The following is a 23,022-nucleotide window of genomic DNA, read 5'->3' on the forward strand; positions in this document are numbered from 1 at the left end:
AGATGATCAAAACTTACTTTTACAATCACTCGGACCAGAAGATGTTTCATGACGTGGATCTCGAGAAAAAAGATGAATGGCTGCGTTCGCCGGAGGATTTGCTGTGGATCGATTTGTATGATGTCGGCAACAATGAATTGCAGTACATCGCCAAAATCTTTGATTTCCACCCGCTGGCCATTGAGGACTGTCTGCATGTCAGTCCGCGTGCAAAAGTGGATAAATATGAAGAGTATTATTTCTTCGTTTTCCATGCATTGCGCTACAATGAGGAAAGCGATAATGAGATTACGACAGTCGAGTTGAATGTATTCTTGGGTCCCAATTATATTGTGACGATTCATAAGTCGCCCATGAATACGATCGGCCGGATCGCGGCACAGTGCCACCGTACCAACAGCTTTTTGAACAGAGGGCCTGATTACCTTTTATATGCGATTGTGGATGGGATTACTGATGAATACTTCCCAATTATGGATCGAATCAGCGTGCGCGTCGACGAGCTGGAAGATGAAATTTATGAACATCAAATGGAAGAAATCACAGAGGAGTTCCTCGCGCTGAAACGAACGCTGATTTTGATCAGACGCGTCATTATTCCGCAAAAACGAATTTTTGCCAACGTCAATGGCCGTTATTCCTTCGACATATCGGAAGAAAACCTGCCATTTTATATTGACTTGACGGATCACCTGGAGCGGATCGCCGACTCGACGGAAACTTCGCGTGATCTTGTGAATGGGGCATTGGATACGTATTACACCATCATCAGTGCGAAAACCACGGAAAACATGCGAGTGCTTACCATTATCTCCACGATCATCCTGCCATTGACCTTTATCACTGGCCTGTTTGGGATGAATACTTTTTCGTGGCTGGGGCATGAAGCGGAACCGTATATGCTGATGATCGCCTTGTCCATCATGCTGCTCATGACCTTTTCCATGCTGTATATCTTCAAAAAGAGAAAATGGCTGTAGCAGGCAGGAATTGATTCCCGCAAGCTTCGCCGCATAGGGGTGGACCTTCCCGCAGAAGACTATGGGTACTATCGAAAGCGGGAGGTCGGACAAAGTGGAATTCACTACCATTTTGCTGCGCACCCTTTTTACGTATTTCTTCCTGCTTATCTTGCTCCGCCTGATGGGCAAGCGAGAGCTGGGGAAGCTGTCTGTCTTTGATGTGGTCATTTCCATCATGCTCGCGGAAATGGCGGTGCTGGCGATCGATCAGGTAGATCGGCCGGGCATATACTTTTATGTGCCGATGGTAATGATCGCACTGTTGGAAATCGGGATGTCCTATCTCTCCATGCGGAGCAAGAAAATTCGCGATGTCGTAGACGGCTCGGCGGATTTAATTATTGAAAACGGGGAAATCCGGGAAGAAGCCATGCGGCGGAATCGATTGAATATGGATGATTTAATGGTGCATTTGCGGCAAAAAAATATCAATAATTTGGCTGATGTGGAATTCGCGATCTTGGAGCCTACCGGACAGATGAGCGTCTTTCCAAAGGAATCCAAGCACGCTGTAACGAGAGAAGACTTGCACATGGATCCGCCGAAGCCGGTAGGTCCGGTCACGTTTCAGGGACTGCCCATTCCGCTCATTCTGGATGGCAAGATCCGCGACGATGCCCTGGGAAAGATCGGGCAGAATAAATTTTGGCTGAAAAAAGAAATCCGCAAGCATGGCATCAAGGATGTCAAGGAGATCAGCTTTTGCAGTATCGATAACCAAGGAAAATTGTTCATTGACCGAAAAGACAAACCCCGCCCGAAGCATTAGCTTAGCGGCGGGGAAAAAACAAGGCAAGCTGTTCGCCGACCCAAGGGATGCGGGCTACGTCCTGTTTGCCCAAAATGCGAAGTGCGATCAGCAGCAGCAGGTAGAGCAAGGAGCTGAAAAAGGAGCTGAACAGCAGGCTTTGGCCGATGGTGAGGTTGGTGAACCAATAATTTGCCATATAGGAGCCGCTGTAGCCCATGGCAAACATGGCGGCGCCAATTTTCGCAAAGTCGCTGAATTGAATGGTAAAGCCAATCCCTTTCATCAGACTGGCAAAATGCAGCAACGTGGTCAGCGTGATACCCAAGTTCAGGGCAATGACCGCGCCGTGGATCCCAAAAGCGGGTTGAGCCGTAATCACAAACATGGCAACGGTTTTGACGATTGCGGAGATAAAGGTGTTGCGGAAAACCACGTTGGCCTGATCCAGCCCCTGCAATGCCGCAGCCAGCGGTGCCTGAAAGAATAAAAAGACAGAAAAGGGAGCCAATTCCTTCAGCAAAATGCCGACCGCGGGATCACCATACAGCAATTGACAAAGCGGCTCGGCAAATACATACAGCAAGACGGTGCAAGGCGCGCCGATGACTAATGTGATTCGCATGGATTGATAAATCCGCCGGTGGACCATGCGGCTGTTCTTTTGAAAAGCGGCCTCGGCCACTGCCGGGACGAGAGAAACCGACAAGGAATACGTCAAAAACGTCGGGAACAAGAGGAGCGGCACCGCCATCCCGGCAAACTGGCCGTAAAGCGAAGTAGCCTCGGCAATCTGAAAGCCAGCGTAAATTAAAGCGAAGGGTACGACCATTGGCTCCAATACATAAGCGATGGACCCGACAAGTCTGCTCATGGTGACCGGAAACGATACGGACAGCAGCTGCCACAGCGTATCCCGGCTTTGCTGAAGAGAAGTGAAGACGGGAGTGCGGATCAGCTTCTCTGCCGTTTGCTTGCTGCCTCGGCGATATTGCCAGATGATGTACAGCAATCCGGCAGCTTCGCCGAAAATGATGCTGGCAACCGCTCCAGCTGTAGCATACTCGACGCCCCTGTCCAAAAAGGAGAGGGTCATGACGACCACCAGCACCATACGGACGATCTGCTCCAGAAGCTGCGATGCTGCCGTAGGAATCATGTTATGCTTTCCTTGGAAATATCCCCGCAGCACGGAGGAAAAGCTGGCGATCGGGATGACAGGGATGGCTGCCAACAGTACAATATACGCCCGTGGATCGGTAAACAGCCATTGCGTCAGCCACCGTGCACTCAGGAAAAGCAGCAAGCAGACAACCAGGCTGATCCCCCCGGTGATCAACAAGGAGAGGAGTAGAACGCGCCGGGTCTGTTTCGGATCGCGGGCCGCTTCGGTTTCTGCTACCTGTTTGGCGATGGCGACAGGCAGGCCAAATGTGGTGAGCGTGATGAGGAAATACAGGATGGGGACCACCATTTGGTACAAGCCCACTCCTTCTGCACCGATGATGCGTGAGAAGACGATGCGATTTGCGAACCCGAGAATTTTGGTGATGGCTCCCGATACGATGAGGATGACGGTACCGTAAAGAAATGATTGTCTCATGGAAAAGCCCTTTCCTTTACGAATGGTTCGATTTTTGTGCCTACTGTAAGAATATGGACGTGCCGCTAGGAGAATGACTATTTTCAAAAAGGGGAGAAGAAAGAGATGTCCGACTTGAACGGTTTCACCGAAGAGGAGCTGTTTATGGAGGTGTACAATCTGTGCAAAAGCAAGGCAGAGGAGTTCGAGATGTTGGGGTATGACAATGTATCTCCCAAAGACATCTGGGAATGTGTCGCCTCCTCCTACAAGGAATTTCCTGCCCTTCACAAGCTCGTCAATGACATTTTGTCTCTAAAAACGACCAAGTATATGAACTGGCAAATGATGAAGGTCTACCGCAATAATTCGTAATTTTTACACGCAATTTGACCTGTTTTTAGCACTTGGCTATAATGGGCATATTGACAACAAGGGGTTGTAAGAGGGAGCGTTCAAAAGGGACGAGTCCCAGGGGAGGTTACAGAGAAGATGATTAAATGGAGCAGATTAGTCTTGTTCCTGATTGTGGTGGGTGCTTTGGCTGCATTGCTCATCACGACAACAGTTCCAGTTGCAAACAAAATTACGCTTGGCCTTGATCTGCAGGGGGGCTTCGAGATCCTGTACGAGGTAGAGCCGCTGGAAGCGAATCAAAAAGTGACAACCGAATTGCTGCAAGCTACCGCGGAAATGGTAGAGAAGCGGGTGAACATCGGGGGGGTAACTGAACCGGATGTGACCATCGAGCTTCCCAATCGGATTCGCGTTAAAATTGCTACGCAAACCGCTGATCAGGACAAGCTCCGTTCGCTGATCGGCAAACCTGCTGTTCTTGAGTTCCGAAATGAGGCGGGACAAGTGCTCTTCAGAGGTGCCGATTTGGCTCCGGGTGGAGCATCCGTAGGTTATGACAATCTGAACAAACCACTTGTTGTGTTAAAGTTTAAAGATCCGAAAAAGCTTGAGGATGTAACCCGGACTTACATTGGGAAGCATATGGCCATTTATTTGGACGAAAACGTCATCACAAATCCGGTCATTCAACAAGCCATTACGGGTGGTACAGCGACCATTACCGGTGAGTATACGGTTGAATCCGCGCAAGAGCTCGCCAGTATCTTGAACTCCGGTGCATTGCCAGCCAAATTGATCGAGAAGCAGGTTACCTCGGTTGGTGCCAGCTTGGGTGCAATGGCCTTGCAAAAAACCATCTACGCCGGTTACATCGGCGGGGCACTGATCCTGATTTTTATGCTGGTGGTTTATCGCTTGCCAGGGATGATTGCCAACATTACATTGGCTGTTTTCTGTTATTTTTGCTTGGTTGTCCTCGATTGGATGGACGCTACGCTTACCTTGCCAGGGATTGCCGGCTTTATTCTCTCCGTGGGGATGGCCGTGGATGCCAACATTATTACGACAGAGCGGATTCAAGAGGAGCTTCGTGCAGGCAAGACTGTACTTTCCGCATTCCGTGCAGGTCAGCGCCGTTCCTTCATTACGATCATTGACGGCCATGTTACCACCATCATTGCGGCAGGGGTACTGTTTTTCTTTGGTTCCAGCGCGATCCAGGGCTTTGCCGTTACGCTGGTCATGACCATCATCGTGAGTCTCATTACGAACGTATTCGGTTCCCGTTTCCTCCTGTGGTTGGTCATTCGTGCCAACATGTTTAAAAAGCCAGTGTGGTACGGTGTAAAGGAGAGTGAAATCGGTGAGCTCTAATCAACAAGATACAGTCGTTAAGTTCGATATCGTAAAAAACCGTCGGAAAGCATACGCCGTCTCCGCAACGATTTTGATTCTGGGTTTGCTCACGATGCTGATCATGGGCTTGAATCTGGGTGTGGATTTCAAAGCGGGTACCCGCCTCGATCTGTTGATTGGCAAAGAGTTCAAGACAGCGGATGTAGAAGCGGTGATCAAGGAGCAATTGCCGGGCGTTCAATTTACGCCGGTTACGACCTACGGTAACTTCCAAGCTGCGACACGTTTTGAACAAGTAATCGAAGCCCAAAAGCTGGTTAAAGTGGAAGAGGCCCTTAAAGCAAAATATGGACCCCAGGTGACCAAGCAAGAGTCGACGGTTGACCCGTCCATTGCACGAGAGCTGGTTGGAAAAGCCGGCTTAGCCATCGCGATCGCTTCGGTAGGGATTGTGATCTATATCGCGATTCGCTTCCAATTTTTGTTCGGGATCGCCTGCGTAGTTGCATTGCTGCATGACGCGTTTATCCCGATCGCCTTTTTCTCCTTGTTCCGACTGGAGATTGACTTGACGTTTATCGCGGCGATTTTGACCATCGTCGGTTATTCCATCAACGATACGATCGTCATCTTTGACCGGATTCGCGAAAACCTTCGTTCGATGAAGGTGAAGACGGTCGAGGATCTGGAGCATATGGTGAATGTCAGCTTGTGGCAAACGATGCGACGCTCCATTTACACAGTAGCGACCGTATTTTTCACTGCATTGGCGATTACCTTGTTCGGTAGCGAAGGAATTCGCAATTTCTCCCTGGCGCTGATTTTTGGTCTGGTGAGCGGTACGTATTCCTCCATCTTCATTGCTGCGCAAGTATGGGTAACCTTGAAAAAAAGAGAGATGGCGAGACAGCGTTTCTCCTCAGCGCCAAACGAGAGCTAACATGAAAAGCCGCGGACAACAGTTCCGCGGTTTTTCTTTTTTGTATGAAACGCCATGTCCGATGCGAATCCTGTATGTATATCACATTGTCACAGGAGGGAAATCGTTGGACAATCGACTGGCACAGGCACAGTTTGCGGCATGGGTCGGCATCGTGGGAAATATTCTTCTGGCAGGGGCCAAGCTCGTGATCGGCCTCATCGGCAGGTCCCAAGCGTTAATTGCGGATGCTGTACATTCAGCATCCGACGTGATCGGGTCCGTTGCTGTACTGATCGGATTACGGGCTGCGGACCGCCCGCCCGATGAAGATCATCCGTATGGTCACGGGAAGGCAGAATCGGTCGCCGCGATCATTGTTGCTGTATTGCTTGGGGTCGTGGGTTTTGAGATCGGCATGTCATCGGTGGATTCGTTATTTGCCCCTTTGCATGCACCGGAAATGATCGCGATCTGGGCGGCGGTTGGCTCCATGGGGTTGAAAGAATGGATGTTTCGTTATAAGTACAACCTGGGCAAAAAATTAAACAGCCAATCTTTAATCGCCAACGCGTGGGAGCATCGCTCGGATGTATTCTCCTCTTTTGCTGCATTGATCGGGATTGGCGGAGCAATCGTGGGGGGACGCTTTGGCATTCCGTGGCTGCTCTATCTTGACCCGGTCGCAGGAATTTTTGTATCTCTGCTTGTCTTCAAGATGGCATACAACATCCTCATCGAATCGATTCATACGACATTGGATCATGTCCTGCATGAAGAGGAAACCACAGATCTGCGACAGGCGGTGGAAGCGGTACCCGGAGTATTGCGTATCGATACGCTGCATGCCCGCGAATACGGCCATTATCTGATCGTGGATGTAAAGGTGAGTGTGGAACCCTCCATCACGGTTGAGGAAGGGCATCGCATTGGAAAGCAAGTGAAGCAAGCCTTGCTCGCGAACTTTTCAAAGGTGCGGGGTGTTTTCGTGCACATCAATCCCTATGATGAGACGAATACCCATTTTATGCCGCCTGAAACGTATGATTCCCCGGAAAGGGAGTATCTTCATTAATCTCTTATATTGTCAGTGCCTTCCCCTTTTCATATAATTAGATGTGGATTGGAGGAAGGCCTATGCTGAAAGCGAAAACGCGTTGGCAACTGGCCACGTATGACGATGGGCTAGCGCAGGAGATCGCAGACGAATGCGGGATATCGCCGCTGATCGCCCGGTTGTTGGTGATCCGCGGGATTGATACGCCACAGAAAGCGCGATCTTTTTTACATGTAGGTGTTGAGCAATTTCATGATCCATATAGGCTTGATGGGATGGAAAAGAGCGTTCACCGCATCCGCGAAGCGATCCGGCTGAAGGAACCGATCTGTATTTATGGAGACTACGACGCGGATGGTGTCAGCTCAACATCCTTGATGGTGCATACCATGCGGCAATTGGGAGCTGTCTTCGATTATTACATTCCGAATCGCTTCAAGGAAGGGTACGGTTTAAATAACCAGGCGCTTGCGCATTTGCAGCAGTCAGGATACAAACTGATTGTCACGGTCGACACAGGCATCAGTGCGGTGGAGCAGGTTGAATTTGCCAAATCAATCGGTCTGGACGTCATCGTCACGGATCACCATGAACCGCCGGCGGTCATCCCGGATGCGTATGCAGTCATCAATCCGAAGAAGCCGGGCTGTTCCTACCCCTTTGACATGCTGGCGGGGGTTGGGGTTGCCTTTAAATTGGCGACTGCATTGCTGGAGGAACCGCCTCTTCATTTGCTTGATTTGGCTTCGATCGGCACGATTGCCGACCTCGTTCCGTTAGTGGATGAAAATCGGCTGTTGGCAAGCATGGGGCTGCGACGTCTCAATCAGACCCGCAACATCGGATTGCAAGCCTTGATCCGGGTATGCGGTCTGGCGGATACGGAGCTCAGCGCGGGGAATGTCGGCTTTGCGATCGGACCGCGCATCAATGCGGTCGGACGTTTGGAGACCGCTGAAGCGGCGGTGAAGCTGCTGACGACAGATGATGTCCAGGAAGCGGAGCATTACGCCCAGCTGCTGGATGATCTGAACAAGGAAAGGCAGGAGCTTGTACAAACCATGACCGAAGAGGCCATCGCGATGGTGCTGGCCGATTATCCGCCGGAAGAAAACGGCGTCCTTGTCCTCGCGAAGGAAGGCTGGAATGTAGGCGTCGTAGGGATTGTGGCCTCACGCATGGTTGAACGCTTTTACCGTCCGACGATCGTGTTGGGCATTGATCCGGAAAAGGGAACAGCGAAAGGGTCCGCGCGCAGTATCGCCGGCTTTGATATGTACGAAGCTTTGACAGAATGCAAGGAGCTCCTGCCTCATTATGGCGGGCACACCATGGCAGCAGGCATGACACTGCCGGTGGAACATCTTCCTGAATTGCGTATGAAGCTGAACAAGTTGGCGAATGAATGGCTAAAGCCGGAGGACTATATCCCATTGACAAAAGTCGATCTGTCGGTGGAGCTTTCCGAAGTGAATGTGGAGCTTGTGGAACAGCTGGAAGCGCTCGCTCCGTTTGGGATGGGGAATCCGACGCCGCTTGTGACCATCAAGGATACACAAGCACAAGGCATTCGCAAAATCGGGCGTGATAACACCCATCTGAAGTGTACCCTGCAGCAGGACACGGTATCGCTGGATGCGATCGGCTTTTCGTGGGCGGAGGCTATGGAGCAGATTACGGCGAAAGCCAAGCTGCATGTTGTAGGCGAGCTGTCGATCAATGAATGGAATGGCATCAAAAAGCCGCAGATGGTCATCCGGGATCTTTCCGTCCCGCATCGGCAAATTTTTGATTGGCGCGGCAGCAAGAACAAGGAAGGCAAGTGGCTTCCTTTGGCCAATCAAGCGAACACGTTGACGATTGTCTTCGACGCGGCAGTGCATGAAGCGCTGCTCGGGTATGCACAGACGGCTGCGGCGAGTGAAGGCGTCGCCAAGGCATTGCACTGCATCCACCATCGTTTTGTCGAAAATGACTTGTTTTTAGAGGATGCAAAAGGGTATCATACACTTGTCTTATATGATTTACCAAAAAAGAAATCCGTTTTGGGCAAGATCTTGCAGGATACTGCCCATGTGGAGAGAATTTATTGTTTGTTTGGGGACCCTGATCTTGGCTTGGAACGGATTCAGGCACCGAGCCGTGAGCAGTTCAAACAGTTGTATCAGCTGTTCAGCCGTTTTCCTTCGATCGAAAAGCATCAATTGGATGCACTCGCCCGAAAGCTGCAGATCAAACGGAATATGCTTGACGGCATGCTGGCGGTATTTACGGAATTAAGCTTCATCCGTGAAGAACAGGATCGCTATCAGCTGATGCCCGAGGTTAGTAAAAAGCAGCTTGATCAATCCCAAATCTACAAGGATTGGCTGGAAGAGGCCGAGCTTGCAACCGAGTTGCTTCTATCCTCATACGACAACCTTGTTCAATACTTGAATCAATGGGTGGAACCAACCACTCCATAGGAGGCCATCATATGGATTTTAAAGAGTATATTCGCGTTATTCCTGACTTTCCTCAGCCAGGTATCAGGTTCAAAGACATTACGACCTTGTTGAAGGACGGCAAAGCGTACAAAGCAGCGATTGATGAGCTGTCTGCTTTCGCCAAGGACTTGGATGCAGAGGTTGTGGCAGGACCGGAAGCACGCGGCTTCGTAGTCGGGGCTCCGCTAGCAACTTCGTTGGAAATTGGGTTTATTCCTGTGCGCAAAGAAGGCAAGCTGCCTTATGAGACCATCAAAGCGGACTACAGCCTGGAGTATGGAAAAGACTCTTTGGCGATGCATGCGGATGCGATCAAAAAAGGGCAACGTGTGCTCATCGCGGATGATCTGCTGGCGACAGGCGGAACGATCACGACTACCATCAAACTCGTTGAGCAGCTGGGCGGTGTGGTTGTCGGCGCGGCTTTTTTCATCGAGCTTTCTTATTTGGATGGACGGAAGCATCTGGGCAATATCCCGGTTAAATCTCTCGTTCAATATTAATGTGGGTAAAGAAGAACGGGCATTTGCCCGTTTTTTCGTTTTTTTGGCAGATCTCCATATTTTGATCAGCGTAATTGCTTTACAACCGTATCGGATTACAAGATAATAAGATGAAATACAGCAAAAATCGTCAGCGGAGTATGTCGCTTTGTACAAGCTTTTGTTAAACGACAGCGCATTTCCACCCTTACGAGAGTAAATGAGTAAAGTTTGAGAGGATAAGGGAAGGGAACTATGACAACGGGCATGGAAGAAGTATTACAAAAAGCGAGCAGCTATTTACCGGAAAAGGATCTGGATATGATCCGGCGTGCGTATGTGTTGGCAGATCAAGCACATACCGGCCAGGTGCGGAAATCAGGCGTTCCTTACATCATGCATCCGATAGCCGTTGCAGGCATTCTGGTCAATTTGCATATGGATGCCGTAACCATTGCAGCGGGGCTGCTTCATGACGTCGTTGAAGATACAGAAATCACATTGGACTACTTGCGAGAACAGTTTGGGAATGAAGTCGCGCTGCTGGTTGATGGCGTGACCAAGCTGGACAAAATTAAATATAAGTCAAAAGAAGAGCAGTTGGCGGAAAACCACCGCAAAATGCTGGTGGCGATGGCACAGGATATTCGTGTCATCATGATCAAGCTGGCTGACCGCTTGCACAATATGCGGACCCTGCGCCACATGTCGGAGGAAAAGCAGCGCGAGATTTCCGATGAGACGCTGGAAATCTTTGCACCGCTTGCCCACAGACTCGGGATCGCCTCCGTGAAATGGGAGCTGGAGGATACGGCTTTGCGGTATCTGAATCCGCAGCAATATTACCGGATCGTCAATCTCATGCAGAAGAAACGGGCCGAGCGGGAAGGGTACATCCACGAAGCGTCCGAGATGATCCAGGAAAAGCTGGATGAGCTGCATATCGAGGCGGAAATTTCCGGACGTCCCAAGCATCTATACAGCATCTATAAAAAAATGACGACGCAAAACAAGCAGTTCTATGAGATTTACGACTTGCTTGCGCTACGTATCATCGTCAATGACATTCGCGATTGCTATGCAGTTCTCGGGATCGTGCACACCCTGTGGAAACCAATGCCGGGCCGCTTCAAGGACTATATCGCGATGCCGAAGCCAAATATGTATCAATCCTTGCATACGACGGTAATCGGGCCGAAAGGAGAGCCGCTAGAGGTGCAGATCCGCACCTGGGAAATGCACCAGACGGCAGAAATCGGGATCGCGGCCCACTGGGCGTACAAGGAAGGCAAAAGCGTGGTACAGGGCACGTTTGCCGAGAAGATCGGAAACCTGCGTGAAATCATACAGGGCGGTCAGGAAGAAACGCCAAATGCCCAGGAATTTATGGAATCACTCAAGCAGGATCTGTTCTCGGATACGGTCTTCGTATTCACGCCAAAAGGTGATGTCGTCGAGCTGCCAAAAGGCTCCGTACCGCTCGACTTTGCCTATCGGATTCACTCGGCTGTCGGAAACCGGACCGTCGGGGCGAAGGTCAACGGGAAGATCGTGCCGCTCGACTTTGCGCTTCGTACCGGAGATATCGTAGAGATTTTGACCTCCAAGCATTCGTACGGACCAAGCCAGGATTGGTTGAAAATCGCCAAATCGGCTCATGCGCGCAATAAAATCAAGCAATGGTTCAAGAAAGAAAAGCGGGAAGAAAACGTGATCAAAGGCCAGCAGATGGTCGAGATGGAAATCAAGGCGCGCGGCTTTGATGTTAAAGAGGTGCTGACGGCCGAAAATCTCAAAGAGGTTGCCGACAAGTTCAACTTCCAGGGTGAGGAAGACATGTACGCGGCTGTTGGCTACGGCGGGATCACTGCTTCGCAAATCACGACACGCCTGACCGAAAAGCTGCGCCGTGAGCGGGATGAGCAGGCGATTCCGGAGTTCAAACCGGCATCTACCTCGAAGGCCGGTCGGAGTGAGTCAGGGGTTCAGGTCCGCGGTGTCGACAACCTGCTGGTGCGTCTCTCCCGCTGTTGTTCGCCAGTACCGGGGGACCAGATCATTGGCTTCGTGACGCGAGGCAGAGGAGTTTCCGTCCATCGAAGCGACTGTCCGAACGTACTGGCGGAGGAATGCAATGAGCGCTTGATTGATGTCGATTGGGAAAGCACGCTCAAGCACAACTATCAGGTTGATATTGAAATTACCGGAAACGATCGCAATGGTCTGCTCAATGACGTGCTGCAGGCGGTGGCTGAAACGAAAACCAATATTTCAGCGGTCAGCGGCAAGGCCGATAAAAACCGGGTAGCGACGATACACATGACCATTTCCATTGGAAACCTCGACCACCTGCACAAGGTCGTAGAGCGCATCAAACGCATCAAAGACATTTATTCCGTTCGTCGTATTTTAAGTACGTAAGCGATTCAAGCACCCGACGTTATTTCCGGCGTCGGGTCTATTTTTCGTATATGTCATGGTACAGACGCAGCAAATTTTGCAAAGGAGGAGCAGCAAGATGCGAGTGGTAGTGCAGCGTTCCAAAGAAGCTAGCGTGACGGTAGGGGGAGAAATCGTCGGGCAGATCGAGCACGGCTTGGTTCTGCTGGTCGGTGTCACGCACACGGATACAGAGAAGGATGTAGAATTTGTTGCGGAAAAAGTCGCGAACCTGCGCATATTTGAAGATGCCGAGGAGAAGATGAATCTATCCGTACTGGATACGGGTGGACAAATCCTCTCGATCTCGCAATTTACGCTCTATGGGGATTGCCGCAAAGGGCGCAGACCCAATTTCATGGCGGCCGCACGTCCCGAGCAGGCAGAGCCGCTGTATGACCTGTTCAATGCCAAGCTGCGGGAAAAGGGCCTGCATGTGGAAACAGGACGTTTTGGCGCGATGATGGACGTCAGGCTGCTGAATCACGGGCCGGTTACTTTGATTGTGGAGTCATAAAACATGGACGAAAGGGATTGGCTGATCCTAAAGCTGTTATACGAAAAGAAGAATATCACGAAAACGGCTCAGAGCCTCTACATATCGCAGCCTTCCTTGACGAAACGGCTGCAGCAGATCGAGAAAGAGTTCAAGGTGACCATCGTGCAGCGGGGAACAAAAGGGGTGCATTTTACCCCGCAAGGCGAATATTTGGCCAAATGCGCGGAGGACATGCTGCGGCGGTTGCGCCAAATCAAGGAAAGGGCGCTCAATATGGAGCAGGAGGTAAGCGGAACACTGCGTCTGGGTGTGTCAAACTACATTACCCAGCACAAGCTGCCCCGCTTGCTGAAGCTCTTTCGCGAACAGTACCCCAAGGTAGAATTCAGCGTGACGACCGGCTGGAGCAAGGACATTTTCACGATGGCCTATCATCAAGATGTGCATGTGGGCATGGTCCGCGGCGACTATCAATGGTCGGATGCCAAGAAGCTCTTGTTTCAAGAAAACATCTGCATCACCTCCAGGGAGAAAATAGAGCTTCACGAGCTCCCCAATCTGCCCAGGATTGACTATCAGACCGACATCCTGCTCAAGAGCATGATTGACAATTGGTGGAGCGGCACCTTTTCTCATCCTCCTTTGATCGGCATGGAGGTGGACAAGGCGGATACCTGCAAGGAAATGGTCGTGAACGGATTGGGCTATGGGATCTTGCCTAGCGTGCTGGTCGAAAAGAACAAAGAGTTGTACCGGATCAACCTCGAAAACGAGGCGGGAGAACCGCTTGTCCGCAACACATGGATGTTTTACCACGAGAGCGATCTGCAAATGAATCTGGTCAAGGCGTTTGTAGAGTTTGTAGAGGGGCTCGATTTCATCCATGACCTTTAGTAACGTGTTACCTTCATATCAATTGTGTAATGGATCACTTGTGCTTGTGCATGAGTGATCTTTTTTGTACATTCATGCTTTTTCTTTTCATCTATTCGATGGTTAGGGTTAAGCCAAACGCTACGTGAGGAAGGGAAGAGAGGGACGGGCGGAGTCTTTGTCACACCTACAGAGGTGGAGCTTCCAAAAACGGTACACGTTTGTCGCGCAAACCCCACCGGTTGAATAAGCTTCTTCGAAACTTGTTGCGCGACGTACCGTTTTTGGAAGCGGAACCGGACAGTCTCCACTCCCTTGCGGGTGTGGCAAGAACGTAAGCCCCGCCCTCTCTTCCCTTCCCCTACCACCATGTTTGCAAAACCATTCCTTTTCGTTATGGATCGTAATAAAAGAATTGTATTTTAAAGAATGACAAATCGGTACTATCATGTGGAAAGAAGGGGGAAGTAAAGGGATGGGCGACCAACGAACCAGCTTGATCAATTTCATGAAGAGCCATGAAGGAAAAGACTTTGATGCCCTGCTGCAGGATGATCTGCGTGCAGAAGGGTTTCATTTCACCACCTATATCTCGAAAGGAAAGGTCCTGCTCGGAAACGACAGCCTTCTCATAAGCGAGCCTCAGACAGGGAGGTTTTTCTGCTTGCCGCTGGTCGGCATCAAAGAGATTCAAGAAGAAAGCACGGACACCTATGATCATGCTCTTTGCGTGACCTACGAAAACCATTATTCCGTCTCCATCCAAATATTCGAGCTGCTGTAAAAAGGAGTCAACGTGTATGAACGTCCTATTTCTGATCGTATATCAAGTTATCCTGCCTGTTTTCGCGCTGATCGGCGTAGGGGCATTTTTGCATCGAAAGTTCTCATTCGACATGAATACTTTATCCAAAATCACCACGTATTTTCTGCTGCCGGCTGTCAGCTTTGTCAACATCTACGAAAGCAAAATGAACGGTCAAACGTTTATCGGCATACTCGGTTTCTTGATCCTGCAAAATCTTTGTTTGATCGTTGTCAGCACAGCCATCGCCAAGGTTGCGAAATTTGATCGTGCGTTGTCAGCCACGTTTGAAAACAGCGTGGTTCTCAACAATTCGGGGAATTTTGGCTTGCCAGTCAGCCAGCTGGTGTTTCACGCCAATCCATTGGGGGCTTCCATTCAGGTGGTAGTCAGCATCTTTCAGAACCTGCTCACCTACACGTACGGTCTCATGAATGCGATGTCCGTTAAGAGCAAAGGAACAAGCGCGGTTCGGGAGATGGTCAAAAATCCCGTCATCTATGCTTTTCTGCTGGGGCTGGTCATGAATCATTTCCATCTGCAGCTGCCTTCTGTCTTATGGAAACCGGTTGAGAATGCGGCGGATGCGTTTCTGGCGATCGCCTTGGTCACGCTGGGAGCGCAGAGTGCCTTTCTCCGTTTTGAGGGGATCTCGCTGCCGCTTTTCCTCAGTCTCGTAGGGCGGTTGCTCTTGTCGCCATTGATTGCGGTGTGCATTATTTTTGTACTTGGATTAGAGGGGACGACAGCACAAGCTTTGCTGATTGCCAGTTCATTCCCGAGCTCGCGCAACAGTGCCCTATTCGCTTTGGAATACGACAATCATCCGGAATATGCGGCACAGACCGTACTGCTTTCCACGATGCTGTGCAGTATTACGGTCACGATTGTTGTCTACTGTGCCCAGATGTTTTATTGATCTCCACAAAAAAAGGAGCCGAGCAGCAGTTCGGACTCCTTTTTTTGCTGTTATGGTGATTGGGCGGCAAAGTATCGAAGAATGCCTTTGTACAGACCATCTGCAGCCAACTCCTGCTGTTTGGAGGAGCGCAAGCGGATTTCTTCCTGGTAATTGGACAGAAATCCGATTTCAGCAAGGATCGAGACAACCGGATTCTCACGGAGAACAAAATAGTTGCCAAAGCGAGCATTCAGGTCTTTGTAAGAGGTGGAACGGACGATCTCCGATTGCACCAGAGAGGCAAGCTGGCTCGATTTTCCCTCGTTGTAGTAAAACACGATCGTACCGTTTGTCAACGAGTTCGGATGAGTGTTGTGATGGATGCTGACAAATATATCGGCATTGTTGTTAATCGCGACATCTACCCGGTTTTGCAAGGTCAGCTTGCGGTCATCGCTGCGCGTCATGATAACTTTTGCGCCTGCCGCTTCCAGCTTGTTTTTCAGCAGCAATGCGACCTGCAGATTGATTGTTTTTTCCAGGGTGGAGAAGCTGGAGCCGGTGGCGCCATTGTCATCGCCGCCGTGTCCGGCATCCACCACGATGACTTTATTCACCAATTCATTTCCTTTGACTACGTTGTCCGTGCCGTCTGCGCTTACCAGCCAGCCGGCTATGTATCCCGTAGAACCGTTTGCCAGCTTGATTTGGAACCAATCGTCATCTTTTTTGACAATCGCATATCGCTCACCCGCCTGGACACGACCAACGATATCATAGGTGGTTCCCGGACCGGAGCGGACATTGGTATCTGGATTGAGAATCGTAACGAATGCTTCAGCCGACACAGGAGCCTGTTCCACATTGATCAACCAGCCAGCTACCCAGCCTTCGCTGCCATCCGATGTTTTGACCTTATACCAGTCACCCTGCTGTTCCAATAGGGTAAGGCTTGCCCCTTGCGTCAGCGTAGAGATGAGGTCGCTGTCTGTCGTAGGCTGACTCCGCAAATTGACCATGGACGAGGTGACGTTTGCCTTTCCGATACCGGTTTCATTGGCGGTCGGGGGTGCGGCAGGCGGTGTCGTCTGCGTCGGTGTTTGCGGTGTAACGGTCAGCGGCGGAGGAGCTTGCTCGGTTTTGGAAATCCAGCCAACGACGCCATCAATGTCAATTTTGAGCCAACCGCTCTGCTCCGCCAGCTGTTTCACCGTCATGCCGGGGCTCAGCTGGCCGATTGCAGTCAGACTGCTGTTGGGCTCCGGGTAGATATAGGGTGAATGATGCACCGTGACCATGCCGCCCTGTTGGGTCACCAGTACTGGTGACGAAGCTGGTTTCTGTGCCGAAGTGGTTGGAGCAGTCGCGGGCTCTTTGGCAGGTGGAGCCGTGGTCGCGCCGGATTCGGTTACCAGCCAGCCGGCAGCCCAGCCTGTTTTCCCCCCGGAAAGCTGGATTTGCACCCATTCCCCGCTTTTTTGCAGGATGGGATAGGCTTGTCCCGGATTGATATTGGCCACCACGGGAAAGGTCTGACTTGGTCCCGAGCGGATGTTCAAGTTGGTTACTTTGCTGGTTATTTTCTTTTGTGCTGCGGCGGTCGGGATGGACTTGACCATCCAGGCAGCCAGCCAGCCTTCTTGCCCGCCCGGAAGCTTTACTTTCACCCAGTTGGCTTGTTCACTTAAGACGGGAAGGACTGTATTTTTGGAAACCGTCGTCATGACGGGATCGTTTAGACTGGGACCGGAACGAACGTTGAGCTTATCGACAGTCACTTGTACTTCACCGGCAGCGGCCCATGCGGTAAAGGGCAGGGCGAAGAGTGACAGGATGAGCAAAATACGCACGTGTAGCTTCATGCGAGTAAACACGGAGGACATCCTTTCTATGCTAAGTATGACTCAGCCGCCTGTGTGAAAACGAAAGGCGGACTGCCATGATAGTCTTTCGGGATTCTGCCTTCATTTTCCTGCACAAACCGACAAATTCTCACATCAAAGCGCCACTTTATGGCAAGAATAGGAGGAAAAGCGAGAATCAGCTTGCAGGAAGGTGGAAAAGGATGCGCCAATCAAGAAATGGGATCATCGCAAGGGAATCCAGCAAGAAACTGTTTTCGGTAGACTTTCATGACTTTCTGGAAAAAGAGTCCACTTATAATGACGTGGAATTATCACAAGAGTTTCAGATCAGCATCCAAGATATACAGCGTTTGCGGCATCGGATGAAACGGTAGAACCACTGTTTTCGCATTGACCGGGCTTTTCAGGTTCGATAAGATGAGGGATGTCATACTGAAAAGCAGGTGAATCCATGATTGTCGTAAAATGCGAAGGGCATTCTTTTGAGCGGGAGATCGGCTTGATTCTTGCCCTTTTTGAAGAAGAACCAGAGATTCGTTTTGTTACTGAGTATATACCAACCAATGGTGAAACATATATCCAGCTCACCTTGCAGCCCGGGGAAAAGGGTGTTCATACGCTCGGGATTATCGAAAAAGGGGAGACTCGCTTTACGTACGACTACGACCGTCTCTATCTTGCCTTCGATGAAAAGAGCATGCGCAAGACGGCAAAGCAAGCGATCAGCTACACGCTACTCATGCTGATGGAACAGCTGACCGGAGTGGAACAGGGCTGGGGCATTTTAACCGGGATTCGTCCGACCAAGCTGCTGCATCAGTTTCTTTCGTCGGGAATGACCAAGGAAGAAGCGCATCGCCGCTTGCGTACCGATTATATGGTGCGTCCCTACAAGCTTGAACTGCTGCAAAAGATCGTAGACCTGCAGCTGGCCGTTGTGCCGGATTTTTATTCGATCGATCAGGAGCTTTCGGTATACATCGGCATTCCGTTTTGCCCGACGAAGTGTGCTTACTGCACGTTTCCCGCGTATGCGATCAAAAGCCATACCGCTTCCGTCAATCCGTTTCTCGAGGGGCTCCACTACGAAATCGAGCAGGTCGGCGCATGGTTGAAAAAGCATGATCAGCGCATCACGTCCATCTATTTCGGGGGAGGAACGCCAACAAGCATCACGGCAGACGATATGGATCGGCTGTTTGCCTCCATCCATGAATCATTTCCGCATATGGACAACGTACGGGAATTGACGGTGGAAGCGGGACGCCCGGACACGATCACGCCTGAAAAGCTGGCGGTCATGAAAAAGTGGAACGTAGACCGCATCAGCATCAATCCGCAGTCCTTTACGCAGGAGACGCTGCATGCCATCGGCCGTCATCATACGGTCGAAGAGACGATTGAAAAATATCATCTCGCTATGGAGATGGGGCTGCGCAATATCAACATGGACCTGATCATCGGGCTGCCGAATGAAGGACTGGCGGAATTCACTCATAGCCTGGAGGAAGTTGGGAAGCTGATGCCCGCCTCTTTGACTGTGCATACCCTATCCTTCAAACGCGCTTCAGAAATGACCCAAAACAAGGAACGCTACCGCGTGGCCGATCGGGATGAAATCCGCGCGATGATGGAGCTCGCCGAAAAATGGACGCGGGAGCAAGGCTACCAGCCCTATTATTTGTATCGCCAAAAAAATATCCTCGGCAATCTGGAGAACGTCGGTTATTCCATGCCGGGCCAGGAAAGCATCTATAACATCATGATCATGGAAGAGGTGCAGTCGATCCTCGGCTTGGGCTGCGGAGCGGTTTCCAAGCTGATGCAGCCGGGCTCGGGCAAGCTGACGCGCTGGCCGAATCCGAAAGATCCGAAGACGTATAACGAGACGTATCGGGAATTGGTCAAAGCCAAGCTTGAAGATATGGACGCGATTTATGGGGGGCAAGTGGCCCAATCTTAAAGAAAAAATATTTTTCCGAGTCGATACATTGACTCGGAAACGAGCATTTGCTATGATTCCATATAAAGTTTTACCAATTGATCTGATGACGGGACCAAGTACCCATGCAACGCATAGCCAGAGAGAACACGCCGTGGCTGAGAGTGTGTTCCTATGACGACGTGGCGAATGACTTCCCTGAAGACCCCAGTGAAAGACTACGGTCAAGTAACTGTAAGGCGTAGACCGGCGTTAACGGATGGAGAGCTTTACGATGCAGGCAAGTCTCTGCAGCGAAGCTCGTCAAGCGGGGTATCCTCAGGATATCCAAGCAGGGTGGCACCACGGGAGAATCTCTCGTCCCTGACATGTAGCAGCATACATGTCAGGGGCGGGAGTTTTTTATTTGTCGATAGGAATTAATAAAAAAATCCCATCGATCTAAGGACAACGAAGGCACCGCCAAAAGCTTGGCGGACCCAAGTTTTCTTTATTACACAGGTTCGTGTGAAAGAAGGAGGAAGTTAGGATGGCGAGAATTCAGATCCCGCGCGGCACGCAAGATATTCTGCCAGGAACAGTTGAGCAGTGGCAATATATAGAGGCCAAAGCACGCGAGCATTTTCGTCGGTTTAATTATCAGGAAATCCGCACGCCGCTGTTCGAATATACCGAGCTGTTTCAGCGCGGTGTCGGCGAGACGACAGACATCGTAGAAAAAGAGATGTACAGTGTGAAAAATCCGCGCAGCGAGGATCAACTGACGCTGCGTCCGGAGAATACGGCAGGCGTTGTGCGCTCCTATGTGGAGAACAAAATGTACGGCTCGCCCAATCAGCCTACCAAGCTCTATTATATCGGTCCCATGTTCCGTCACGAGCGCCCGCAGGCAGGCCGTTTGCGCCAGTTTACCCAGATCGGCGCGGAGACGTTGGGTTCCAGCGATCCATCGATTGATGCGGAAATGATCGCGATGGTGTTCCGCTTTTACGAGGAGATGGGGCTGAAGGGACTGCGCGTCGACATGAACAGCGTCGGTACACGCGAGGATCGGGAACGTCACCGCACCCACCTGCTCGCGTTTCTGAATGATATTCGTCACGAGCTGTGCGAAGACTGCCAATCCCGTATTGACCGCAATCCATTGCGCGTCCTCGACTGTAAGGTGCCAAAGGACCAGGAGCTGACCAAAAACGCACCCTCGTTGTTGGAGCACCTGAGCGAAGAGTCGGCCGCACACTTCGCCTCCGTGCAAAAATATTTGACCGCGCTCGGCATCCCATTTGTAGTGGATCCTCGCCTTGTACGCGGATTGGATTACTACACGCTCACTGCCTTTGAAATAAAAATGGCAGAAATCGGCGCAGTGGAAACACTATGTGGTGGCGGACGCTACAACGGTCTGGTGGCGGAATTGGGCGGCGACGACATGCCGGGGATCGGCTTCGCGTTTGGCGTGGAGCGCCTGATGCTCGCCCTGCAAAAGCAAGGCATCGAGCTTCCGGTAAAAACCGGCATCGATTGCTACATTGTCGTACAGACTCCGGAAGCGAAAGAGGTTGCTTTTACTCTGGTTGACCAGCTGCGCCGCGCAGGAGTGGCCGCTGAGATGGACTATCTGGATCGCAAAATGAAAGCACAGCTCAAAGCAGCGGATCGCCTCACTGCCCAATACACGGTGATCATCGGTGAGTCCGAGCTGGCGAACAACACAGTAGTCGTAAAAGAAATGGCCACAGGCGAACAGAAAGAAATCGCGGCAGCAGAATTGGTGAACGTGTTACGCAAATAAATTGACAGCGACAGAATGAAAAAGTGGAGGAATCAGTCATGGAATGGAACACCAGAACCATTTTTTGTGGAGAAGTAAGCAAGGAGCAGATCGGGCAGGAAGTGACCCTGAACGGTTGGGTAAAAACCCGTCGTGACTTGGGCGGCGTCATCTTTATCGACCTGCGTGACCGTACCGGCATCGTGCAAATCGTATTTAACCCGGAATTCAACAAAGAAGCGTGGGAAATTGCGGACAAAGCCCGCAGCGAATACGTGCTTTCTGTAAAAGGAAAAGTAGTGGCACGTGCAGCAGAAGCGGTCAATCCGAAGCTGAAAACAGGAGAAATCGAAGTACACATCTCCGAGATCACGATCATCAACAAGGCGAAAACACCTCCGTTTGAAATCGAGGATGGCATCGAGGTAGATGAGCAGCTGCGCCTGAAACACCGTTACCTGGACCTGCGCCGTCCGGAGATGCAGCGCAACTTCATCCTGCGCAGCAAAGCGGCGAAAGCATTCCGCGACTACCTGGATGAAAATGGCTTCCTCGAAGTCGAAACGCCGATGCTGACCAAGAGCACGCCGGAAGGGGCACGCGACTATTTGGTGCCATCCCGTGTGCATCCGGGCGAATTCTACGCCCTGCCGCAATCTCCGCAGCTGTTCAAGCAGCTCTTGATGGTGTCCGGTTTCGAGCGCTACTATCAGATCGTGCGCTGCTTCCGCGATGAAGATTTGCGTGCGGACCGTCAGCCTGAATTTACCCAGGTCGACATCGAGACCTCCTTCCTGCAGATGGAGGAGCTGCTCCCGATGATGGAAAACATGGTTGCTCACGTGTTCAAGAAAACGCTCGGCATTGATGTGCCAACACCATTCCCGCGCCTGACATACGCGGAAGCGATGTCTCGCTACGGTTCAGACAAGCCGGACGTGCGCTTTGGCATGGAGCTGGTAGAAGTGTCCGATCTCGTGAAGGACAGCGATTTCAAAGTGTTCGCGAGCACTGTCGCAAGCGGCGGGCAAGTGAAAGCGATCAATGCGAAAGGCTGCGGCCATTACTCCCGCAAAGAAGCGGATGATCTGCAAAAATTCACGAACCGCTACGGCGCGAAGGGGCTAGCCTATATCGCGTTCAAAGATGGCGAGGTAAAAGGCCCGATCGCGAAATTCTTCAAGGAAGAAGAGATCGAAGCACTGAAGCAGCGCATGGATGCTGGGGAAGGAGACCTGCTCCTGTTCGTCGCGGATAAGCCGAAAGTGGTGGCGGACGCATTGGGCGCGCTACGCTCCAAACTGGGCGCAGAGCTAGGCCTGATCGACAACAGCAAGTTCGCGTTCCTGTGGGTCGTAGACTTCCCGCTGGTAGAGTGGGATGAAGACGCAGGACGTTTCGTAGCGCTGCACCATCCATTCACCCGTCCGAAAGACGAGGACCTGCATCTTTTGGACACCGATCCAGGCAAAGTGCGTGCGCAAGCGTACGATATGGTGCTCAACGGCTACGAGCTGGGTGGTGGTTCGATGCGGATCTTCCAGCGCGATATTCAGGAGAAAATGTTCAAGCTCTTGGGTCACAGCCCGGAAGAAGCGAAGGAGAAGTTCGGCTTCCTGCTGGATGCGTTCGAATACGGCACACCGCCGCATGGTGGTATGGCGCTTGGCCTCGACCGCGTGATCATGCTGCTGGCTGGACGCAACAACCTGCGTGATGTCATCGCCTTCCCGAAAACAGCAAGTGCGAGCGACCTGATGGTGAATGCGCCAGGCGAAGTAGACTGGGATCAGCTGCGTGAGCTTCATATCGAGACCACTGCTGTGAAGGAAGAAGTAAAATCATAAGGGAAGAGCGGTCAACTTGAAACCGTACCTTCCACTGTGATAACATACGGACAGATCAACCGATACGGATA

19 protein-coding genes are annotated in these 23,022 nt (G+C 51.2%); 17 read left to right on the top strand and 2 right to left on the bottom strand.

The window, feature by feature from the left end; all coding sequences use genetic code 11:
* The first annotated feature begins 2 nt into the window (after positions 1-2).
* Together corA and EIZ37_RS17735 are read left to right on the top strand one after the other, a co-directional pair.
* Positions 3-980 carry a magnesium/cobalt transporter CorA gene (corA, locus tag EIZ37_RS17730; protein ID WP_134686161.1) on the top strand — a complete coding sequence of 326 codons (978 nt, stop codon included), beginning with the start codon at positions 3-5 and terminating at the stop codon, positions 978-980.
* Between the two features lie 94 nt (positions 981-1,074).
* The gene (locus EIZ37_RS17735; protein ID WP_235828089.1) at positions 1,075-1,791 is read left to right on the top strand and encodes a DUF421 domain-containing protein; all 717 of its coding nucleotides are present in this window, start codon (positions 1,075-1,077) and stop codon (positions 1,789-1,791) included.
* A 1-nt stretch (position 1,792) separates the two neighbouring features.
* On the opposite strand, the gene spoVB is transcribed toward EIZ37_RS17735, so the two are convergent.
* Positions 1,793-3,373, bottom strand: coding sequence for a stage V sporulation protein B (gene spoVB / locus EIZ37_RS17740; protein ID WP_134686108.1), 1,581 nt, complete (start codon positions 3,371-3,373; stop codon positions 1,793-1,795).
* A 105-nt stretch (positions 3,374-3,478) separates the two neighbouring features.
* Here spoVB and EIZ37_RS17745 point away from each other — a divergent pair, with 105 nt between their 5' ends.
* The 11 genes from EIZ37_RS17745 (at position 3,479) to EIZ37_RS17795 (ending at position 15,544) form a co-directional block, all read left to right on the top strand.
* On the top strand, positions 3,479-3,727 hold the full coding sequence (locus tag EIZ37_RS17745) for a post-transcriptional regulator (protein ID WP_205683850.1): 249 nt from the start codon (positions 3,479-3,481) through the stop codon (positions 3,725-3,727).
* Positions 3,728-3,844: 117 nt separating this feature from the next.
* Positions 3,845-5,083 carry a protein translocase subunit SecD gene (secD, locus tag EIZ37_RS17750; protein ID WP_134686109.1) on the top strand — a complete coding sequence of 413 codons (1,239 nt, stop codon included), beginning with the start codon at positions 3,845-3,847 and terminating at the stop codon, positions 5,081-5,083.
* A complete protein-coding gene (gene secF, locus EIZ37_RS17755) occupies positions 5,073-6,005 on the top strand; it encodes a protein translocase subunit SecF (protein WP_134686110.1) in 933 nt (310 codons plus the stop codon). The genes secD and secF overlap by 11 nt, the downstream gene beginning before the upstream one ends.
* Before the next feature lie 106 nt (positions 6,006-6,111).
* Positions 6,112-7,059, top strand: coding sequence for a cation diffusion facilitator family transporter (locus tag EIZ37_RS17760; protein ID WP_235828091.1), 948 nt, complete (start codon positions 6,112-6,114; stop codon positions 7,057-7,059).
* A 62-nt stretch (positions 7,060-7,121) separates the two neighbouring features.
* Positions 7,122-9,506: a single-stranded-DNA-specific exonuclease RecJ gene (recJ, locus tag EIZ37_RS17765; protein WP_134686111.1), complete on the top strand. Its 2,385-nt coding sequence runs from the start codon at positions 7,122-7,124 to the stop codon at positions 9,504-9,506.
* An 11-nt stretch (positions 9,507-9,517) separates the two neighbouring features.
* The gene (locus EIZ37_RS17770) at positions 9,518-10,030 is read left to right on the top strand and encodes an adenine phosphoribosyltransferase (RefSeq protein WP_134686112.1); all 513 of its coding nucleotides are present in this window, start codon (positions 9,518-9,520) and stop codon (positions 10,028-10,030) included.
* 234 nt (positions 10,031-10,264) lie between these two features.
* A complete protein-coding gene (locus tag EIZ37_RS17775; RefSeq protein WP_134686113.1) occupies positions 10,265-12,430 on the top strand; it encodes a RelA/SpoT family protein in 2,166 nt (721 codons plus the stop codon).
* Positions 12,431-12,527: 97 nt separating this feature from the next.
* Positions 12,528-12,965, top strand: coding sequence for a D-aminoacyl-tRNA deacylase (gene dtd, locus EIZ37_RS17780; RefSeq protein ID WP_134686114.1), 438 nt, complete (start codon positions 12,528-12,530; stop codon positions 12,963-12,965).
* Between the two features lie 3 nt (positions 12,966-12,968).
* On the top strand, positions 12,969-13,841 hold the full coding sequence (locus EIZ37_RS17785; RefSeq protein WP_134686115.1) for a LysR family transcriptional regulator: 873 nt from the start codon (positions 12,969-12,971) through the stop codon (positions 13,839-13,841).
* Between the two features lie 454 nt (positions 13,842-14,295).
* Positions 14,296-14,604 (top strand): hypothetical protein, encoded by a 309-nt coding sequence (locus EIZ37_RS17790; RefSeq protein WP_134686116.1) that lies wholly within the window; start codon positions 14,296-14,298, stop codon positions 14,602-14,604.
* 16 nt (positions 14,605-14,620) lie between these two features.
* On the top strand, positions 14,621-15,544 hold the full coding sequence (locus EIZ37_RS17795; protein WP_134686117.1) for an AEC family transporter: 924 nt from the start codon (positions 14,621-14,623) through the stop codon (positions 15,542-15,544).
* Between the two features lie 50 nt (positions 15,545-15,594).
* Here the strand turns inward: EIZ37_RS17795 and EIZ37_RS17800 are convergent, their stop codons facing one another.
* On the bottom strand, positions 15,595-17,409 hold the full coding sequence (locus tag EIZ37_RS17800; RefSeq protein ID WP_134686118.1) for an SH3 domain-containing protein: 1,815 nt from the start codon (positions 17,407-17,409) through the stop codon (positions 15,595-15,597).
* 182 nt (positions 17,410-17,591) lie between these two features.
* Here EIZ37_RS17800 and EIZ37_RS26050 point away from each other — a divergent pair, with 182 nt between their 5' ends.
* The 4 genes from EIZ37_RS26050 to aspS all read left to right on the top strand — a co-directional run bounded on the left by EIZ37_RS26050 (position 17,592) and on the right by aspS (position 22,951).
* Positions 17,592-17,765: a hypothetical protein gene (locus EIZ37_RS26050; protein ID WP_167568973.1), complete on the top strand. Its 174-nt coding sequence runs from the start codon at positions 17,592-17,594 to the stop codon at positions 17,763-17,765.
* A gap of 77 nt (positions 17,766-17,842) precedes the next feature.
* Positions 17,843-19,354, top strand: coding sequence for a coproporphyrinogen III oxidase (locus EIZ37_RS17805; protein WP_134686119.1), 1,512 nt, complete (start codon positions 17,843-17,845; stop codon positions 19,352-19,354).
* A 508-nt stretch (positions 19,355-19,862) separates the two neighbouring features.
* A complete protein-coding gene (gene hisS / locus EIZ37_RS17810) occupies positions 19,863-21,125 on the top strand; it encodes a histidine--tRNA ligase (RefSeq protein WP_134686120.1) in 1,263 nt (420 codons plus the stop codon).
* A gap of 38 nt (positions 21,126-21,163) precedes the next feature.
* Positions 21,164-22,951, top strand: coding sequence for an aspartate--tRNA ligase (aspS, locus tag EIZ37_RS17815; protein WP_134686121.1), 1,788 nt, complete (start codon positions 21,164-21,166; stop codon positions 22,949-22,951).
* Positions 22,952-23,022 lie beyond the last annotated feature (71 nt).

This window comes from Brevibacillus migulae, from assembly GCF_004521915.1.
Taxonomy (GTDB): domain Bacteria; phylum Bacillota; class Bacilli; order Brevibacillales; family Brevibacillaceae; genus Brevibacillus_F; species Brevibacillus_F migulae.

Coding starts and splice junctions, on each gene's coding strand:
- corA (WP_134686161.1), top strand. CDS start 3: ATGATCAAAACTTACTTTTACAATCACTCGGACCAGAAGATGTTTCAT.
- spoVB (WP_134686108.1), bottom strand. CDS start 3,373: ATGAGACAATCATTTCTTTACGGTACCGTCATCCTCATCGTATCGGGA.
- EIZ37_RS17745 (WP_205683850.1), top strand. CDS start 3,479: ATGTCCGACTTGAACGGTTTCACCGAAGAGGAGCTGTTTATGGAGGTG.
- secD (WP_134686109.1), top strand. CDS start 3,845: ATGATTAAATGGAGCAGATTAGTCTTGTTCCTGATTGTGGTGGGTGCT.
- recJ (WP_134686111.1), top strand. CDS start 7,122: ATGCTGAAAGCGAAAACGCGTTGGCAACTGGCCACGTATGACGATGGG.
- EIZ37_RS17770 (WP_134686112.1), top strand. CDS start 9,518: ATGGATTTTAAAGAGTATATTCGCGTTATTCCTGACTTTCCTCAGCCA.
- EIZ37_RS17775 (WP_134686113.1), top strand. CDS start 10,265: ATGACAACGGGCATGGAAGAAGTATTACAAAAAGCGAGCAGCTATTTA.
- dtd (WP_134686114.1), top strand. CDS start 12,528: ATGCGAGTGGTAGTGCAGCGTTCCAAAGAAGCTAGCGTGACGGTAGGG.
- EIZ37_RS17785 (WP_134686115.1), top strand. CDS start 12,969: ATGGACGAAAGGGATTGGCTGATCCTAAAGCTGTTATACGAAAAGAAG.
- EIZ37_RS17790 (WP_134686116.1), top strand. CDS start 14,296: ATGGGCGACCAACGAACCAGCTTGATCAATTTCATGAAGAGCCATGAA.
- EIZ37_RS17795 (WP_134686117.1), top strand. CDS start 14,621: ATGAACGTCCTATTTCTGATCGTATATCAAGTTATCCTGCCTGTTTTC.
- EIZ37_RS17800 (WP_134686118.1), bottom strand. CDS start 17,409: ATGTCCTCCGTGTTTACTCGCATGAAGCTACACGTGCGTATTTTGCTC.
- EIZ37_RS26050 (WP_167568973.1), top strand. CDS start 17,592: ATGCGCCAATCAAGAAATGGGATCATCGCAAGGGAATCCAGCAAGAAA.
- EIZ37_RS17805 (WP_134686119.1), top strand. CDS start 17,843: ATGATTGTCGTAAAATGCGAAGGGCATTCTTTTGAGCGGGAGATCGGC.
- hisS (WP_134686120.1), top strand. CDS start 19,863: ATGGCGAGAATTCAGATCCCGCGCGGCACGCAAGATATTCTGCCAGGA.
- aspS (WP_134686121.1), top strand. CDS start 21,164: ATGGAATGGAACACCAGAACCATTTTTTGTGGAGAAGTAAGCAAGGAG.